Source organism: Chryseobacterium sp. WG14 (assembly GCF_024586945.1).
GTDB lineage: Bacteria > Bacteroidota > Bacteroidia > Flavobacteriales > Weeksellaceae > Chryseobacterium.
Genome location: NZ_JALCZD010000004.1, coordinates 264,395 through 281,759, shown reverse-complemented (window position 1 = coordinate 281,759; position 17,365 = coordinate 264,395). Strand labels below are relative to the sequence as shown.

The following is a 17,365-nucleotide window of genomic DNA, read 5'->3' as shown; positions in this document are numbered from 1 at the left end:
TTAGAATCTAGTCTAAGTTAACTTCAAATTATAATTTTAAACTTGACTTTAATGAATATATCATTTTTTGAATTTCTGCTAAAAGTTCTTTTAAAGGAACTATTCCTGTTTCAGAAATAAAGTTCAAATCAATTAATAACTGGAGCTAAGTTTGTAGTCATAAGTAGATCCAAATTTTTCTTCTATGGGTAATTCAGCAGAAATTAAATAAACTTCTTTTACCAGAGCCATAGATTTACTCCAAACTTTTAGATCCTCTATCCTGTGTGATTTCATACTAATTTCTAATATCTAACTTCTAACATCTCTTATTTACTAAGTAAATTTTTCAATCTGTTGTAGATCTCAACATAAGCTTCAGTAACTTCTCCCAAGTCTCTTCTGAATCTGTCTTTATCCAGTTTCTTCATCGTGTCTTTATCCCAAAGTCTGCATGTATCAGGAGAAATTTCGTCCGCTAAGATAATTTCACCGTCTGAAGTTTTACCTAATTCGATTTTGAAATCAACAAGGATGATATTTATTTTGTCAAACAGGTCAATCAGGATTTCGTTAATATCTGAAGTAAGTTCATACATTTCGTCAAGTTCCTCATAAGTAGCTGCACCTAAGAAAACTGCGTGGTGATCATTGATAAGAGGATCTCCCAATTCGTCTTTTTTGTAGCAGATATCAAAAATTGTTACCGGAGACTTGATTCCTTCTTCCACTCCTAATCTTTGTGCCATACTTCCTGCAGAGTAGTTTCTTACCACCATTTCCAAAGGAATAATAGACACTTTTCTTACTAATTGCTCTCTTTCGTCTAATTGTTTGATGAAATGAGTTTTAATCCCTTTTTCATTTAAATATTCAAAGATAAGGGTTGTGATAGCATTGTTCATCTCCCCTTTCAGGTCAACCTGCCCTTTCTTTTGAGCGTTAAATGCTGTAGCATCGTCTTTAAAACGTACTACTACTTCTTCAGGATTATCAGTAGCAAATACTTGTTTCGCTTTACCCTCGTACAACATTTCTTTCTTTTGACTCATAATTTTACTTTCTAAATTGTAGTTAGATTTATTGATTTATTTAATTATTATTCCTGTTAAGACAGCCAGTCCAAAACTTAGGAGTGTACCTATAAGCACATATTCTGTCAGTTTTCTCTGTTTTGCCTGTGCAAGGTCACTGAATCTGAAAACAGACTTGGCAGCAACCATGAAACCTACACCTTCCCAGTGATTCACCATAATAAAAGTGAAAACCAGCAGGCGTTCTAAAATTCCGATATATTTTCCAGCACTTGATAAAGATTCGGTTTGTATAGCATTCTGTGCATCAGGAACGGGAGTCCATGATGACAATAATATTTTGATAAAAATAGAAGCAGGGGTTGTTAAGAACAGAGCCGCCATAATGATTTTTAAAAACTCATGGTTTCCTAAAAAGCTGAAATCAAATTCCCGGAAATAAAAAGAAGCTCCTGCAATCACTATCATATGCAGCAGCTGGTCTATGAAAAACCAGGTTTTCTTTGTTTTAATTGTTTGAAAGCTAAGTTTTGCAGCATCAATTACGAAATGAGATCCCCCAATCAGAAGGGCTACCCACCAAAGTTGTAAATCCCAAAGAAAAACAAAGCTTATAACAGTGTGAATCAGAACATGGAAGTATAAAAACTTACTTTTCAGTTTATAGTTTTCCTTATCTGCAACCCATGAATCTGGCTGAAGAACAAAATCTCCGAGTAGATGTGCCAATATGAGTTTTATAAAGATCATGCTATAGTTCTGAGATTTTCTTTCTGAAATACTGGTTCGTTTCAACAATAAGCTCATAATTGGCTCGTTTCAGTCTCTGGCTCACCGAAGACTGTGAAATAGCAAACTTCCTGGCAAGATCTTCCTGGGTAATATCCTGGTTCATGATCATTTCGTGGATGATCTCTGAGGTAGCCATAGTCCAGTTATCAAAATCTTTTGACGACCATTTTAACAGAATATTCAGGTCTCTGTCTACAGAATCATTGGAAGTTTTAATAGCAACGGTGTGGCCGTCACTCTTCAGATCGTTAAGCAGTCTTCCGGAATTCACATAAGCTGAGCCATTAGATTCGGTGATTTTGTCAGATGAGAAACTCTCTTCACCAATCCCTATGGCCATTCTTACATCTAAATTTTCCTGACTTTTAATAATAGATTTTATGGCTAGAAAATGCCAGAAAACGTCATCGATATTGCATTTGAATTGAAATTCATCACCTCTGTAGATTTCCCATACTTGAGGAGCGCTTCCCCAATTGTCGAGAAGATTCTTAAGCTTGGTAATCCAAACTTCGGTATCCGCATGCTGTGAATTTATAATATCTCCGGTAATGACCGCTATCATACTGCAAATATAAGCATAATTACTTATAAATAAAAAATATAAGCAGAAACACTTATAGATATTGATTATTAGTGAATCTGCTTATATCAATTATATAGTAAACATAAGACTTTTAAACGTTTTAAGTCCTATTAAAAAATTACACAAAAACGAAAAAAAACCTTTTACATAAAAATTTTCTTGCACTTTATTTTTTAATAAATTGATGCACCTGATCATTAAGTCTCAGGAAATAAGAACCCGTTGGAAGAGTCTGTACGGAAATATTCTTTTTATTTCTGAACGGATCTTTCTCTGTATAAATCGCTTTTCCTGAACGATCTATAATCTGAGCTGTTTTCACCTTCTCAGCTTCACCGCTTACAAAAAGATTATCATATACCGGGTTGGGATATATTTTAAATTCTTTATTTGCAGTGATAAGTTCTGTGGCAGATAATGTTCCACCTAAATTCTGGCAGTAATCAATCGGGTAAGAATCCCACTCAGTGATATTAAATATATTCGTTGGCTGATTGATAGAAGTTTTTCTGTATAAAGAAACATCTTTTAATACTGAAGAGTTATTCTGTCCAACAACTCCCAATGCATCTACTGTGGAAAACTTATATCTCAGCTCAATATAGTTATATCCATAAAAAGTCAGCTGGGGAGCAGCAGTTACAAGTTTTGCCTGTTCTTTTGTATAGCAGGAAAAAGTAGCTGAAGGGTTTAAAACAACAAATGTTTCGTTATCCTGAACGGTTCCTTCCATTTCAAAAGGAGCTGGAAAATACAGGCTATTATTGTTCCCCTGAAGCTGAAGGGATAATCTGTAATCACTCAAATTCACGGGATGTCCGGTTTTATTGGTGATTTCAAGAGCTTTATTACTATTCGTTGATCCTTCAATATATTTTGAAACAAAAAGATCTTTAGCATAAGAATCTGAAGCCAATGTTGTTACAGAAACAACATTAGTATCCGGAGAAATAAGATAACCACTATCATATGCTTTTACCGTATAGTTATAAACAGTAGAAGGTGTAAGATGATCAATGATGACCGATGTTCCTTTTGTGGCAGCCACCAAAGTACCGTTTTGATATACTTTATAGCCGAGTACATCAGCATCAGGACTAGGTGACCAGCTTAAATTTACAAAATAGGCACTCGTTTGTGTAGTTGTTAAATTGGATGGAGCCTGAGGCACTACAGTGTCCGGCGTTTGGTTCCAGATTACATTCGCCCAACCAGGATTATCTATAAACGGGTTTCTGTTTTTCTGAATAGCATATACCGCATTATTCCTGTCAATTTCTCTTGGCGATACAGGATCCTGCTGATTCCATTGAAGAAGCATAGCCATATAAGCAGGTTCGAATGCCCTCTCTTCCGTACCGTCAAGTGCATTAGCGTCCGAAGCAGGATTAGCATTGGTATTATATTTAAAAGTTCCCAGCTTGCCTTCATACCTTACTGCAAAATACAATAAAGATCTGGCCACATCTCCTTTAAATTCGTCAATAGGTTCATATACATAGCCTGTATAAGGTAGGTTGGGTATAGCACTTCGTCCGATTTTAGAAGTATTCGTGAATGTATAAAGTATATTAGCCGGTACTGTGGTAGAAATCCCATAAGGATAATTACTTCTTAACTGATTAATTTTCGCATCGGTTGGAATTACATAAAACAAATCGGAATACATTGGATAATTACTGTTAAATGTACTCTGAGGCATCATATGTTCTCTATTATACCCCATTCCTTCTGCACTGGACGATGCGATCAGCTGACCAGATGTATATTCATAGGCATCCGGTCCCGAAGGTATTTCCGAGTAAATATCCAGCATATACTGAGTATTGGAAGCACCATGATCATAATATGTATCAAGATCAGTCTGATTATAATATCCTGGAAGATCACCATAATGCCAGTTGATATTCTTTTCAGAAATAATATCATGAAGCTTAGATTTCAGAGCATAGCCTGTTAATCCGGTGGTTCCGTCATAATATCCGGCGGGAGCCTGTGCCGAAATATAGGAGGAAATTAAAATAATAGGAAGTAGAAGTTTTTTCATACCATAAAAATTGGGAAGCTAAAATAGTAAAATAAAATAGGTAAAAGAGGGGATATTTTATTACGAAAACATTAATTTTCAATTCATAAAAATTTGAAAATTAAAAGGTTGAAGTTAAAGCAGCACGGTTAAAATAATTTCTTTGGCTTTCCGTCAATTTATTTATCTTTGGGAACTAACTATTATCTATATGAATACAGAGACTATTGACAACATCAAAATGATAGCGGAGACAGCTAGAGAATTTGCAGAGAAGAATATCCGACCGAATATTATGGAGTGGGATGAAAGCCAGACATTCCCTAAAGACTTATTCCACCAACTTGGAGAAATGGGATTTATGGGGGTTGTAGTTCCTGAGCAGTATGGCGGTTCCGGTTTAGGTTATCATGAGTATGTTACTATTCTGGACGAAATTTCCCAGGTAGATCCATCGATTGGTCTTTCTGTAGCGGCGCACAACTCTCTTTGTACCAACCATATTTACGAATTTGGAAATGAAGAGCAAAGACACAAATGGCTTCCTCAGCTGGCTTCCGGAAAAGTAATCGGAGCTTGGGGATTAACAGAACATAATACAGGTTCAGACTCAGGAGGTATGTCTACTACTGCTGTAAAAGACGGCGATGAGTGGATTATCAGTGGAGCAAAAAACTTTATTACCCATGCTATTTCAGGAGATATTGCCGTGGTAATGACAAGAACAGGTGAAAAAGGGGCTAAAAACAATTCTACAGCTTTTGTTTTAGAAAAAGGCATGCCTGGCTTTAGTTCCGGAAAAAAAGAAAATAAATTAGGAATGCGTGCCTCTGAAACGGCAGAGCTCATTTTTGATAACGTACGTGTACCGGATTCTCACCGTTTAGGCGAAGTGGGTGAAGGTTTCAAACAGGCGATGAAAATTTTGGATGGTGGTAGAATTTCTATTGCCGCGCTAAGTTTAGGTACGGCAAGAGGAGCTTATAAGGCGGCTTTAAAATATGCTAAAGAAAGACATCAGTTCGGAAAACCCATTTCAGATTTCCAGGCTGTCAACTTTATGCTTGCTGATATGGCTACAGAAATTGATGCTGCTGAACTTCTTATCCAGAGAGCATCTACTCTTAAAAATGCCAAGCAAAAAATGACTAAAGAAGGGGCTATGGCAAAGCTGTATGCTTCTGAAGCTTGTGTAAGAATTTCTAACAATGCAGTTCAGATCTTCGGAGGGTATGGTTATACCAAAGACTTCCCTGTTGAAAAATTCTACAGAGATTCAAAGCTTTGTACTATAGGTGAAGGTACTTCTGAGATCCAGAGACTGGTTATCGGAAGAGATATTACAAGATAACCCTAAACTCTCAATACAAATGATTAAACAGGCTCTTTTAGGTGAGTTTCTACATGAAGCTGAAAACACCAGAAAAATTTTAAAAGCAATTCCTGACAGCGCTTTAGACTGGAAACCGTCTGAAAAAAACTGGACAACCGGTCAGTTGGCCTCTCATATTGCGGAAGTCTATAACTGGTACCACCCTACTTTCAATCAGGATACGTTTGATATGGGCAAGTATAAGTATGATAAAGGGGATATTTCCAAAGCTGAAAATATTCTCGCTAAATTTGAAGAAAATGTTGCTAACGCGCAAAAAGTATTGGAAGGTTCTGATGAAAATACCTATTTCAACGAATGGAAAATGGAAATGAACGGCAATGTTCTCTTTCCCCCTTCACCGAAAATCCAGGTAGTGAGAGGCTTTTTGTATAATCATTTGTACCATCACAGAGGTGAACTGGTTGTTTATTTAAGATCAACCGGTAATAAGGTTCCCGGACTGTACGGACCTACTGCTGATGATAAAATGTAAGTAAAACTTAATTTACCTTTATAAATAAAATGACATGTACGATCGTACATGTCATTTTTCTTTATTCATACACTATTGGCGAATAATTTTAAATCATATTTAATGTATTGCATAATATTTTGAACAGATATTCTAAATTTTTCTTAAATATTTTTATTTTTCGTAATATAATTTTTATTAGCTTTGATATTCCACAATTAAAATTAATATTTAATATGAAAAAACAATTAACACTGATTGGAATGCTCCTGATTACGGGTGTTTCTTTCGCACAGACAGATCGTCTTTGGTCCGAAAATTCAAGAAAAAATTCATCTGAAATTTTTGAAAACAAATCCAGCATCAGCAACCCAAAGGTATACAGCTTGGATATTAACGGATTAAAGAACGCGCTTGCAAAAGCACCCAAAAGACTGGCTGTCGGCGAAAAATCAGAACTCATTATTTCTTTTCCAAATTCTGAAGGGAAAATGGAAAATTTTAAAGTGAGGGAAAATTCCAATTTTGCACCTGAGCTTGCTGCAAAATATCCGGACATTAAATCTTATGTGGGAGAAGGGCTTGGCGATTCTGCATCCACAGTATACTTCAGCATCTCTCCACTCGGATTATCCTCAATGGAAGTTTACGGTGACAAGTCTGCGGTATTCATTGAGCCGTACTCCAAAGACCTTTCCACTTATGTAGTGTATAGAAAATCTGACAAAAAGGATGATCTCAGCAAGTTCGAATGCTCAGTAATTGATGTTGCACAAAAAGGCGCTGCCAGTGCAGGTCTTGCGGCAAGACCTAATGCCGATGATGCCAAATTAAGAACATTCAGGCTGGCATTATCGTGTACGGGTGAATACACCACTTATTTCGGAGGAACAAAAGCTCAGGCTATAGCAGCCATGAACAACACGATGACCCGTGTAAATGGTGTCTTTGAAAAAGATTTTGCAGCAAGAATGGTTTTAATAGCCAACAATGATGCCGTAGTATACACCAACGCTTCTACAGACCCTTATTCTGCAGCCTCAGGAATGAGCAGCTGGAATTCTCAACTACAAAGCACCTTAACATCTGTAATTGGTGAAGCCAATTATGATATCGGACACTTGTTCGGAGCTTCCGGAGGTGGAGGAAATGCAGGCTGTATCGGCTGTATCTGTGTTAACGGTTCTAAAGGAAGCGGTTATACTTCTCCGGCAGATGCTATTCCCTCAGGTGATAATTTCGATATTGATTATGTAGCTCATGAAATGGGACATCAGTTCGGAGGAAATCACACGTTCTCTATGAGCAATGAAGGAACAGGAGCCAATATGGAACCCGGATCGGGATCAACCATTATGGGGTATGCAGGAATTACGAGCCAGGATATCCAGCCACATTCCGATGCTTTCTTCCATGCCATAAGCATTCAGCAGATCACCAATAATATTAAAGCTAAAACCTGCTCTGTAAACACAAGTACTGGAAATTCAATTCCTACCGCCAATGCAGGACTGGATTATACCATTCCAAAAGGAACACCTTTTGTACTTACAGGTACCAGTACTGATGCTGATGGAGACGCTTTAACTTATATCTGGGAACAGATGGATAATGCTTCCTCTTCTCAAACCGGAGCAAGCTCTGCAGCCAGTGCCACAAAGGCATCAGGTCCTAATTTCAGATCATGGGCACCTACAACGGCACCTGTGAGATATTTTCCTAGAATGGCCTCTGTCTTAACAGGAGCAACGACTACAGCCGGTTCAGAGATTACGGTTGAGGCCCTTTCATCAGTCGCCAGAACATTAAACTTCAGATTTACAGCCCGTGACAACAGAGCCGGAGGTTCAGGAAACAATTCAGACGACGCTGTAATTACTGTGAACAGTACTGCAGGGCCATTTGCTGTGACTTCACAAAACTCAGCCACTACCTATACAGGAGGCAGTTCCCAGACAATAACATGGGATGTTGCAGGAACTACCGCAAACGGTGTAAACACTGCCAATGTAGATATCCTTTGGTCAACCAACAGCGGAAGTACCTGGACTACTCTGCTGGCAGGAACTCCTAATGACGGTTCTCAGGCTGTAACAATTCCTAATGCTTCTACCAGTACAGGAAGAATTATGGTAAAAGGTTCCAATCATATTTTCTTTGATGTAAATAATGCAAACATCACTGTAAATGCAGGTTCGGGTACTCCTGATACTGTAGCGCCTACTGCACCTACCCTTGCGGCTTCTGGAACTACTTCTACCACTACAAACCTTTCATGGTCCGGAGCTACAGACAATGTAGCTGTTACAGGTTATGACGTATATCAGGGTGCTTCATTAATTGGTTCTTCTGCTTCTACTACCTACACCGTAACAGGATTAACACCATCCACAACATATTCTTTCTCTGTTAAAGCTAAAGACGCAGCAGGAAATGCTTCTGTTTCTAGTAATACGGTAAGTGTTACAACATTAGGCGGCGGAACGGTTACTTATTGTTCCTCTTCTGCATCCAATACTGCTGATGAGAGAATCGGAAATGTGAAATTCGGAACTATCAACAACACATCAACAGGAACTGCCGGTTATGAAAACTTCACTTCTGTTTCTACCAATGTTACAAGAGGAAGTGCATATACCATTTCTGTAACTCCGGTTTGGACTTCTACGAAATACAGCGAAGCCTATGCAGTATACATAGATTATAACGGTGATGGAGACTTTACAGACAGCGGAGAATTAGCATGGTCTAAAGCAGGCTCTACAACAACTCCTGTTACCGGATCTATTACTATTCCGGCTACAGCCAGTCTTGGATCAACAAGAATGAGAGTCATGATGAAATACAGCTCTATTCCTACTTCATCTTGTGAAACTTACACGTATGGACAGGTTGAAGATTATACATTGAATATTGTTTCTTCCGGAAAAGGAGACTTATCCAATACAAAAGACCTGATCACCGATATCAAGCTTTATCCTAACCCCGTAAGAGACATGCTGTATGTTTCAAATACAGCATCTGAAGATTATAAGATCTTTGATCTGGGAGGGAAAATAGTTGATTCCGGAAAACTTCAAAGAGGTGCTGTAAATGTAAGCGGCCTTATCAAGGGTACTTATATGATCCAGATCGGAGAGATCACGAAAAAATTCGTTAAGAATTAGTAATTTAAAATTAAATTAATGTGAAGACCGTTCTGTACAGAACGGTCTTCAGTTTTTTTAGTATTTTATTTAATAATTTTCATTTAATTATAATTTCTATTAACAATAATCGAGATATTCTATGATAACATTAAATTTTTAACAAAGGTTTTTTCGTTAGATTTGACATAACGTAAAAAATTACACTTTTATATGAAAAAACAATTATTGATGATGGGAATGCTTGTATTATCAGGTTTTTCCTTCGCACAGACAGATCGTCTATGGACTCAGGGATCTCAAAAAAACGCCTCACCAGTTTTCGAAAACATGACCAATATAGATGGTCCGAAAATTTACCAATTAAATATCAATGGTTTGAAAAATGCACTGGCAAGCGCCCCTAAAAGGCTGGCAGCCGGTGAAAAATCTCAAATTATTATTTCTTTTCCCAATGCGGAAGGAAAGATAGAAAAGTTTAAGGTAACAGAAAATTCAAACTTTGAGCCTGAACTGGCAGCAAAGTATCCGGACATCAAGTCTTATATTGGAGAAGGCATAGATGATTCTGCTTCAACAGTTTACTTTAGCATCTCTTCCTTAGGACTTTCTTTTATGGAAATTTATGGGGATAAATCGGCTACTTTTATAGAGCCCTATACTAAAGATTTATCTTCCTATGTGATCTATAAGAAGTCTGACAGAAAAGACAACTTAAATAAATTTGAATGTACTGTATTAGATGCAGCTCAAAAAGGCACTTCTTCAACTATTGCTGCCAGAAATGCTAATGACTCCACACTGAGAACATTTAGACTGGCGCTGTCTACCACAGGGGAATACACTTCCTATTTTGGAGGAACAAAAGCACAGGCTTTAGCAGCAATGAACAACACGATGACCCGTGTAAATGGTGTTTTTGAGAAAGATTTTGCAGCAAGAATGGTCCTTATTGCCAATACTGATGCAGTTATTTATACCAATGCTTCTACAGATCCTTATTCTCCCTCTTCAGCAATGAATAACTGGAATCTGCAATTAATGAATACTTTAAGTTCCACTATTGGTAATGCTAATTTTGACGTAGGCCATTTGTTCGGAAGAGATGGCGGAGGTGGTAATGCAGGCTGCATCGGCTGTATATGCAGTAATGATATGTCTACTTATGTATACCTGGGAACAACCTATCCTAGTGCGTATAAAGGAAGCGGTTATACTTCCCCTTCGAATGGCGTACCATCAGGTGATACTTTTGATATCGATTATGTAGCTCATGAAATGGGACATCAGTTTGGTGGAAACCATACCTGGTCTCATGATAGTGAAAGAACGGGTAATAATATGGAACCGGGCTCAGGTTCGACTATTATGGGATACGCAGGAATTACCGACCAGGATGTCCAAATGAACTCTGATGCTTTTTTCCATGCCATAAGCATTCAGCAGATCACCAATAATATTAAAACTAAAACCTGCTCTGTAAATACCCTTACAGGAAACACAATTCCTACAGCTAACGCGGGATTAGATTATACCATTCCTAAAAGCACACCGTTTATGCTGACAGGAACAGGAACTGATGCTAACGGAGATATCCTTACCTATATTTGGGAGCAGATGGATAGCGCTACATCTAGTCAGACAGGAGCCAGTTCTGCAGCCAAAGCTACTAAAACATCAGGTCCTAATTTCAGATCATGGACACCCACAGCCTCCCCGGTAAGATACTTTCCAAGAATGGCTTCCGTATTAGCAGGAGCAACCACTACCGCAAGTTCGGAAATTACTGTCGAAGCACTTTCTTCAGTAGCAAGAACCCTGAATTTCAGATTTACCGTTCGTGATAACAGAGCTGGAGGTTCAGGGAATAATTCAGATGATGCAAAAATCACCGTTAATGCTACTGCAGGTCCTTTCAATATTACTTCACAGAATACTGCAGCCTCTTATGCCGGAGGAAGTACACAAACCATCACCTGGAATGTGGCAGGAACTACCGCAAATGGTGTAAACACTGCTAATGTAGATATCCTTTGGTCAACCAACAGCGGAAATACCTGGACTACCCTATTGGCAGGAACTCCAAATGATGGTTCACAGGCCGTGACGATTCCCAATGCTTCTACTACTTCAGGAAGAATTATGGTAAAAGGAACCAATCATATTTTCTTTGATGTGAATAATGCCAATATTTCGGTAACTGCTACGGCAGCAAAATCCGTGACTGAAGCACCAAAAGAAACATCAGCCGATATGAGACTATACCCTAATCCGGTGAAAGATGTTCTGACGGTTTCCAATACGGATACAGAAGAATATAAAATCTTCGATATGTCTGGAAAATTAGTATATACAGGAAAACTTCAAAGAGGTTCTGCCAATATAAGCAACCTTATAAAAGGAGCCTATATGATTCAGATAGGAGAAACAACAAAACGATTCATTAAGGATTAATCACCTTAATTTTAAAATAACGCGATGGAATAGGCTACTCTACACAGGAGTAGCCTTTTTTTTATTCTTTAAGTACATATCCATAATCTTATTCGAATAAAAACATCCTTCAATAATCCATTTATCAATATATTTAATTTACATATAATTAATTTTTATTAAATAAAATAATTAATATTCAGGTTTTTTAATTTAAATTTATCACTCAATACTGTTTATTATTGTACCGTTTGTCCAGCCAGTATTTGAGGGAGCTGAGAAATCGTTTCAACGATTCATCATACTGCTTCTTTAATGCCACTTCTTTGATGGGAACTGATTGTCATATCTTTAAAAGCCAGCCTAACAGCAAATGCTTTTCATGAAAATATCCTTTAGAAAAACACTGATCTTACCGACACATTCAAGCAGGCATTTTTTACCAGAGAAACATTGATACAATCCCAATAATACTTTATTAAATTTTTACATAATTAAAATTATTTATATGAAACATTTATTGAAGTACATCTTTCTTTTATCATTTACTTTCTTTTCGGTTGCCTGTAGCTCAGACAATGATGAAGTAATAGACACTAATCCCGTTAAAATTGTATTCTACAAAAACGCTGATGATTTTGCATTAACTTATGATGCTCCGGGAGCTGTAAACCAAACGATAAGAAACCAGGCATTTGACCTGTACAAACAGGGTAAATGGAATGAACTGGAAGCGTTGTTTAAAGCTAATAGTCTGAACGGAGGATGGCCTCCTGCCAATGGTGGTTATAATATCGTTGATAATGTTCCTATTTTGGCAGGACAAAAATTCGACCGATACAGCGGAGCTGTAGGAAATTATGACGGAACGGGAGTTCCTACTTTAGGCGGCAGCTTTACAAGCCCTATTATCAATGGATATGTATATACTTTCACGCAAAGAGCATTAAACCAACCTGAAAACAAATATGATTTCTATTATGAGATAGATGTTTTGAATAATTTACTATCTTTCAAATCCCAAACGGCAGATATTATTCCCTGGTTTAATCAGGCTGGCAATGGAAAACAAACCATGTGGAAAATTCCCATTGATATTGCCACAGGATATCCAAAAACATGGAATAAATTAGCTGAAGAGGGATATATAAAAGTAACTATTAAAAAAAGTCCAAGCGGGAAATACAATAACCTGGTAGGTACCGTTATTCAGTAATAAATAAATTCAGATGTATTCAATATCAAAAAAAATAAATATTGGTAAAAAAGCCATCATTCAAAAGGATATTTTCACTAATAATGAAACCGTTCCTTCCGCTGTCGTAAAATTCATATGCTGTAACTGCAATCATGAAAATACAGTGGAAATTATTCCTTACCAATCAGGATTCCCTATCCTTCAGCTTTATCACGATGAGCAGATACTATCCGGAAATGAATTATTAAAAAACGGGATGGTACAGGAAACTTTACCCGGAATGTCACATTTCGGTCCTTTAACGGTAAACAATCTGCCAACCCTATATTTTGGAACCAGCTGCCAGACATGTTATTCAAAATACCTCTGTGTATTTGGCTATGGTGAAAAACAGCCGGGATTAACGATCTTAAGTATCTCAGGAATCTGGAAATATGAAGAATTAAAATAACCACATCTGAATACAGACCATGAATTTAAAACAAAATCCACAACTAAAATTGTGGGTTTTTTCTGTTTTGTTTGGGAAATTATATTTTCAAAAGGATGATCATGGAATATTGTTCTTCCCCTTCATTAATACATTTTACGCTGTACATTTTACAATCTCCAAATCGTTTTCTATCTTTGCCATAAATAAAAAAATTCATGGATAAAATTGATAGTCTGAACCAAGTAGCAGAATTCCATACTACTTTCAAAGCCCCTATTTTAGATACCCCACAAATTCCTTCTCCGGAAAGATGCAACCTTAGAGTAGAGCTTCTTCAGGAAGAGTTAAATGAGCTGAAACAAGCGATTGCAGATAATGACATTGTAGAAATTGCAGATGCACTTTGTGATCTTCAGTATGTTTTAAGTGGTGCCGTGCTTGAATTCGGACTTGGCAACAAATTTGTAGAGCTATTCAACGAAGTTCAGCGTTCCAATATGTCTAAAGCTTGCGATAATGAAGAACAGGCAAAGGAAACGGTTGAGTTTTATAAAGAAAAGGAAGTAGCCTCTTTTTATGAAAAATCTGGAGAAAAATTCAATGTTTACAGACAGGCTGATCATAAAGTATTAAAAAACAAATACTACTCTCCTGCTGATTTAAAATCAATCATTGAGAAATAACATATGAAAAAATTTATTACGAATATTGTTGCCTTTTCAAGCATCTTTTTAGCTGTCCAGCAATTTAGCGCTCAAAAAGTAGTGGTTAACCGGGAGGTTGAAACTCAGAATGACGGTAAAATGCTTTTGGGACATCAGCTGAAAGAACAGTTTCTGAAAGCTCCTTATGCCGACTGGTATGTAAAGGAACATGATGAATATGCTCTTGACGCAAAAGCCATCAGTGAGCTTAAAAAAGAAAGACTGGGTTCTTGTGACATTATTGTTTTCATGGGAACATGGTGTGAAGACAGCCACAGAGATATCCCAAGGCTGATGAAAATATTGGAAGAAGTAGGTTATCCGGACTCTAAGCTTACCATTATTGCGGTAAACCGTAAAAAAGAATCTCCTACGGGAGACGAAAGTCTTTACAATATCCAGAAAGTGCCTACCATTATTTTGAAAAAATATGGAAAAGAAATTGGAAGAATTGTAGAAATGCCTACTTCAGGATATATTGAAAGAGATCTGGCAGAGATTTTGAAAAAGAATGATACATCTGTAATTAAAGAAATTTTTAAATAGATTTGTGAGAAATTATAAAACAATTTTATCATTTGTAGCAGGCGCAGGGGTCATGGTGCTTCTGTTTTTCGGGCTTAAGTCCTGTTTTAATCTCACTAATAAAACTGAGAAGTCGGATTATTATATTCTGACCAACCAGATTTCCAAGATGAATAAGATGGTGGTAATGGAGCAGAATACGTCCAGTATGCAGAAGACCAAAATGGGTTATGAAGTATTCGGAAAAGAGGTTTCAAATAACAGCATCATTACCTATACCAAAACCACGGCACAGGTTTCTTATGATCTTAATAAGATGAAGATTGAGGTAGATTCCATCAACAAAAAGCTGGTGATCACCGAACTTCCGGATGCAGACATAAGAATTACTCCCAGTGTTGAAATCCAATCTTTGGACGATTCCTTTTTTAATAGGATTACGGAAAAAGACATTAAGAATGTAACGGAAAAAGCTAAGCAAACTGCGATGAAATCTATTGATGAAAATCAATTGAGAAGTGAGGGACGCAAACAATTAATGGAAAATCTTAATAATGTTTTTGTTTTGGCAAAGGCTTTGAATTATACCATAGAAGATAAAACCGGAAAGATCGGTCTTCTAGGACTCTAAAAATTCAAGCTATGGACTCAAAAGGAAAAAGCAATAAGAAAGAACCTGCCAATACCGCAGAAACCAAAAAGCAGAATGAAGATTTCCAAAACATTCCTGCATCATCGAAAAAGAGCAATCCACCTGAGATTGATAAAGAGGATATTCAAAAATCGTCTAAAGGTAAATCAGGAAAAACGGATAATACAAAAGAGTAAAGTAAAACCATTAAGGTCTTATCACTTCTTTTACAGAATACAATTGAAAGGTCCCGTCTCTAATGAGGCAGGACCTTTCTTCTAACTATCTAAATGAACTTTTTGTACCTATACGATGGTGGACTTTCCGATTTTTACATTTTCAAAATTGTAATAAGATTTTTCGGAATATTTTATATGATCTGCAATAAAGCTTCCTACTTCACTTGTGGAATAATACTGTTTGGTATTAAGATCGATGGTAACATACTTATTTTCAATAGCATGCTCTACAGATTGCCTCAGTTTATCTGCAGCCGTCTGTAAATTAAGGTGATCCAACATCATGGCAACGCTAAGAATAGAAGCAATAGGATTGGCAATACCCTTACCTTTTGCCTGCGGATAAGAACCGTGGATAGGTTCGAACAATGCATTTTTCTCACCAATGGAAGCTGACGGAAGCAATCCGATAGATCCTCCGATCACACTGGCTTCATCAGAAATAATATCCCCGAACATATTTTCAGTTACAATAACATCAAACTGTTTAGGGTTAAGAATCAGCTGCATTGCTGCATTATCTACAAACATATAATCCAACTGCACGTCCGGATATTCTGAAGCAATCTCCTGACAGATCTTTCTCCATAATCTTGATGTATCCAACACATTGGCTTTGTCAATAAGCGTCAGTTTTTTATTTCTTTTCTGAGCTTCCTGAAACGCCATATGGGCAATAGGAAGAATATCTTCACGGCTATATTTGCATACGTCATAAGCATACGCTCCTTCAGGATCTGTAAATTTTTCACCAAAATAGATTCCGCTTACCAATTCTCTGAAGATCTGAATATCTGCCCCTTCAATGATTTCTCTTTTAAGCGGGCTTTTGTCAATCAGCGAAGAATAAGTTTTCAAAGGTCTGATGTTCGCAAATAAACCCAGCTCCTTACGAAGCTTTAGAAGTCCCTGTTCAGGTCTTACTTTTGCTTCAGGATTATTATCGAAAACAGGATCACCTATCGCTCCAAAAAGAACGGCATCAGAATTTTTGCAAATCTTCAACGTTTCTTCGGGTAAAGGGTCTCCGGTCTTAAAAATAGCTTCAGCACCAATCAATCCGTGTTCGAACTGAAATTCATACTGAAAGACTTCAGCTATGACATCCAGTATTTTTATACTTTCTTTGATGATCTCAGGTCCTATTCCGTCTCCGGGAAGAACCGCAATTTTAAAATACTTGTCGCTCATTTTTCTTTTGTGTTTTTAGTTCAAACTCTTGTATCACCTGTTTTCTGCTGATTAAAAAATCAATATCATCATAGCCGTTCAACAGGCATATTTTTTTGTAAGAATCAATCTCAAAAGTTTCGGTTGTATCTTTGAAACTGATGGACTGCAGTTCTACATCAATAGCAATTTCATTATTTGGATTTTCAGTGATTCCTTCTAAAATTTCTTTTAAAAAGTCTTCGGAAACTTTTACCGGAAGAAGTCCATTATTTAAAGCATTTCCTTTAAAAATATCAGCAAAATAGCTGGAAACAATGACTTTAAAACCATAATCCGTTAAAGACCAGGCTGCGTGTTCCCTGCTGCTTCCGCATCCGAAATTATTTCCTGCCACTAAAATTTCCCCTTCGAATTTTGGATTATTCAGCACAAAATCAGGATTAGGTTCTCCTGAATGCATACTGTACCTCCAATCTCTGAACAGATTTTCACCAAAACCTTTTCTGTCTATACTTTTTAGAAATCTGGCCGGAATAATCTGATCGGTATCTATATTTTCTGCCGGCAATGGTACTGCGCGGGATTTTAAAACAACTAATTTTTGCATGTACTTGTTAAT

At 37.1% G+C, this 17,365-nt stretch carries 17 protein-coding genes; 10 read left to right on the top strand and 7 right to left on the bottom strand.

Annotated elements, in window-relative coordinates:
• Window positions 1-132 precede the first annotated feature (132 nt).
• The 5 genes from MP478_RS09425 to MP478_RS09405 form a co-directional block, all read right to left on the bottom strand.
• Complete coding sequence (locus MP478_RS09425) at window positions 133-276, bottom strand: four helix bundle protein (RefSeq protein ID WP_257200307.1); 144 nt, start codon at window positions 274-276, stop codon at window positions 133-135.
• Between the two features lie 32 nt (window positions 277-308).
• Window positions 309-1,031 carry a phosphoribosylaminoimidazolesuccinocarboxamide synthase gene (gene purC / locus MP478_RS09420; RefSeq protein WP_230036430.1) on the bottom strand — a complete coding sequence of 241 codons (723 nt, stop codon included), beginning with the start codon at window positions 1,029-1,031 and terminating at the stop codon, window positions 309-311.
• Window positions 1,032-1,067: 36 nt separating this feature from the next.
• Window positions 1,068-1,763: a DUF3307 domain-containing protein gene (locus MP478_RS09415; protein ID WP_257189046.1), complete on the bottom strand. Its 696-nt coding sequence runs from the start codon at window positions 1,761-1,763 to the stop codon at window positions 1,068-1,070.
• A gap of 1 nt (window position 1,764) precedes the next feature.
• A complete protein-coding gene (locus MP478_RS09410; RefSeq protein WP_257188667.1) occupies window positions 1,765-2,370 on the bottom strand; it encodes a SatD family protein in 606 nt (201 codons plus the stop codon).
• A 187-nt stretch (window positions 2,371-2,557) separates the two neighbouring features.
• The gene (locus MP478_RS09405; protein ID WP_257200306.1) at window positions 2,558-4,438 is read right to left on the bottom strand and encodes an endonuclease; all 1,881 of its coding nucleotides are present in this window, start codon (window positions 4,436-4,438) and stop codon (window positions 2,558-2,560) included.
• Window positions 4,439-4,628: 190 nt separating this feature from the next.
• On the opposite strand from MP478_RS09405, the gene MP478_RS09400 reads away from it, so the two are divergent.
• The 10 genes from MP478_RS09400 to MP478_RS09355 all read left to right on the top strand — a co-directional run bounded on the left by MP478_RS09400 (window position 4,629) and on the right by MP478_RS09355 (window position 15,531).
• Window positions 4,629-5,768 (top strand): acyl-CoA dehydrogenase family protein, encoded by a 1,140-nt coding sequence (locus tag MP478_RS09400; RefSeq protein ID WP_047492802.1) that lies wholly within the window; start codon window positions 4,629-4,631, stop codon window positions 5,766-5,768.
• Window positions 5,769-5,787: 19 nt separating this feature from the next.
• On the top strand, window positions 5,788-6,285 hold the full coding sequence (locus MP478_RS09395; RefSeq protein ID WP_230036438.1) for a DinB family protein: 498 nt from the start codon (window positions 5,788-5,790) through the stop codon (window positions 6,283-6,285).
• A gap of 215 nt (window positions 6,286-6,500) precedes the next feature.
• A complete protein-coding gene (locus tag MP478_RS09390; protein ID WP_257200305.1) occupies window positions 6,501-9,431 on the top strand; it encodes a reprolysin-like metallopeptidase in 2,931 nt (976 codons plus the stop codon).
• 192 nt (window positions 9,432-9,623) lie between these two features.
• Window positions 9,624-11,864 carry a reprolysin-like metallopeptidase gene (locus MP478_RS09385; RefSeq protein WP_257200304.1) on the top strand — a complete coding sequence of 747 codons (2,241 nt, stop codon included), beginning with the start codon at window positions 9,624-9,626 and terminating at the stop codon, window positions 11,862-11,864.
• A gap of 487 nt (window positions 11,865-12,351) precedes the next feature.
• Window positions 12,352-13,059, top strand: a complete 708-nt coding sequence (locus MP478_RS09380) for a TNT domain-containing protein (RefSeq protein ID WP_230036444.1) — start codon at window positions 12,352-12,354, stop codon at window positions 13,057-13,059.
• Between the two features lie 13 nt (window positions 13,060-13,072).
• Window positions 13,073-13,492, top strand: a complete 420-nt coding sequence (locus tag MP478_RS09375) for a hypothetical protein (RefSeq protein ID WP_230036445.1) — start codon at window positions 13,073-13,075, stop codon at window positions 13,490-13,492.
• 197 nt (window positions 13,493-13,689) lie between these two features.
• Window positions 13,690-14,157 (top strand): nucleoside triphosphate pyrophosphohydrolase family protein, encoded by a 468-nt coding sequence (locus MP478_RS09370; protein ID WP_230036447.1) that lies wholly within the window; start codon window positions 13,690-13,692, stop codon window positions 14,155-14,157.
• Window positions 14,158-14,160: 3 nt separating this feature from the next.
• Window positions 14,161-14,724, top strand: coding sequence for a thioredoxin family protein (locus MP478_RS09365; RefSeq protein WP_257200303.1), 564 nt, complete (start codon window positions 14,161-14,163; stop codon window positions 14,722-14,724).
• 4 nt (window positions 14,725-14,728) lie between these two features.
• Window positions 14,729-15,334 carry a DUF4230 domain-containing protein gene (locus MP478_RS09360; protein ID WP_257200302.1) on the top strand — a complete coding sequence of 202 codons (606 nt, stop codon included), beginning with the start codon at window positions 14,729-14,731 and terminating at the stop codon, window positions 15,332-15,334.
• 11 nt (window positions 15,335-15,345) lie between these two features.
• A complete protein-coding gene (locus MP478_RS09355; RefSeq protein WP_257188660.1) occupies window positions 15,346-15,531 on the top strand; it encodes a hypothetical protein in 186 nt (61 codons plus the stop codon).
• A gap of 108 nt (window positions 15,532-15,639) precedes the next feature.
• On the opposite strand, the gene leuB is transcribed toward MP478_RS09355, so the two are convergent.
• Window positions 15,640-16,764 carry a 3-isopropylmalate dehydrogenase gene (gene leuB, locus MP478_RS09350; RefSeq protein ID WP_230036455.1) on the bottom strand — a complete coding sequence of 375 codons (1,125 nt, stop codon included), beginning with the start codon at window positions 16,762-16,764 and terminating at the stop codon, window positions 15,640-15,642.
• Window positions 16,745-17,353 (bottom strand): 3-isopropylmalate dehydratase small subunit, encoded by a 609-nt coding sequence (gene leuD, locus MP478_RS09345; protein WP_257200301.1) that lies wholly within the window; start codon window positions 17,351-17,353, stop codon window positions 16,745-16,747. The genes leuB and leuD overlap by 20 nt, the downstream gene beginning before the upstream one ends.
• Window positions 17,354-17,365: the final 12 nt, after the last annotated feature.

Bases quoted from the DNA above. Each gene is read 5' to 3' on its own strand.
- MP478_RS09390 (WP_257200305.1), top strand. From the start codon at position 6,501: ATGAAAAAACAATTAACACTGATTGGAATGCTCCTGATTACGGGTGTT.
- MP478_RS09355 (WP_257188660.1), top strand. From the start codon at position 15,346: ATGGACTCAAAAGGAAAAAGCAATAAGAAAGAACCTGCCAATACCGCA.
- MP478_RS09425 (WP_257200307.1), bottom strand. From the start codon at position 276: ATGAAATCACACAGGATAGAGGATCTAAAAGTTTGGAGTAAATCTATG.
- MP478_RS09370 (WP_230036447.1), top strand. From the start codon at position 13,690: ATGGATAAAATTGATAGTCTGAACCAAGTAGCAGAATTCCATACTACT.
- MP478_RS09415 (WP_257189046.1), bottom strand. From the start codon at position 1,763: ATGATCTTTATAAAACTCATATTGGCACATCTACTCGGAGATTTTGTT.
- MP478_RS09380 (WP_230036444.1), top strand. From the start codon at position 12,352: ATGAAACATTTATTGAAGTACATCTTTCTTTTATCATTTACTTTCTTT.
- MP478_RS09395 (WP_230036438.1), top strand. From the start codon at position 5,788: ATGATTAAACAGGCTCTTTTAGGTGAGTTTCTACATGAAGCTGAAAAC.
- MP478_RS09385 (WP_257200304.1), top strand. From the start codon at position 9,624: ATGAAAAAACAATTATTGATGATGGGAATGCTTGTATTATCAGGTTTT.
- MP478_RS09400 (WP_047492802.1), top strand. From the start codon at position 4,629: ATGAATACAGAGACTATTGACAACATCAAAATGATAGCGGAGACAGCT.
- MP478_RS09375 (WP_230036445.1), top strand. From the start codon at position 13,073: ATGTATTCAATATCAAAAAAAATAAATATTGGTAAAAAAGCCATCATT.
- leuD (WP_257200301.1), bottom strand. From the start codon at position 17,353: ATGCAAAAATTAGTTGTTTTAAAATCCCGCGCAGTACCATTGCCGGCA.
- MP478_RS09365 (WP_257200303.1), top strand. From the start codon at position 14,161: ATGAAAAAATTTATTACGAATATTGTTGCCTTTTCAAGCATCTTTTTA.
- MP478_RS09410 (WP_257188667.1), bottom strand. From the start codon at position 2,370: ATGATAGCGGTCATTACCGGAGATATTATAAATTCACAGCATGCGGAT.
- MP478_RS09405 (WP_257200306.1), bottom strand. From the start codon at position 4,438: ATGAAAAAACTTCTACTTCCTATTATTTTAATTTCCTCCTATATTTCG.
- leuB (WP_230036455.1), bottom strand. From the start codon at position 16,764: ATGAGCGACAAGTATTTTAAAATTGCGGTTCTTCCCGGAGACGGAATA.
- purC (WP_230036430.1), bottom strand. From the start codon at position 1,031: ATGAGTCAAAAGAAAGAAATGTTGTACGAGGGTAAAGCGAAACAAGTA.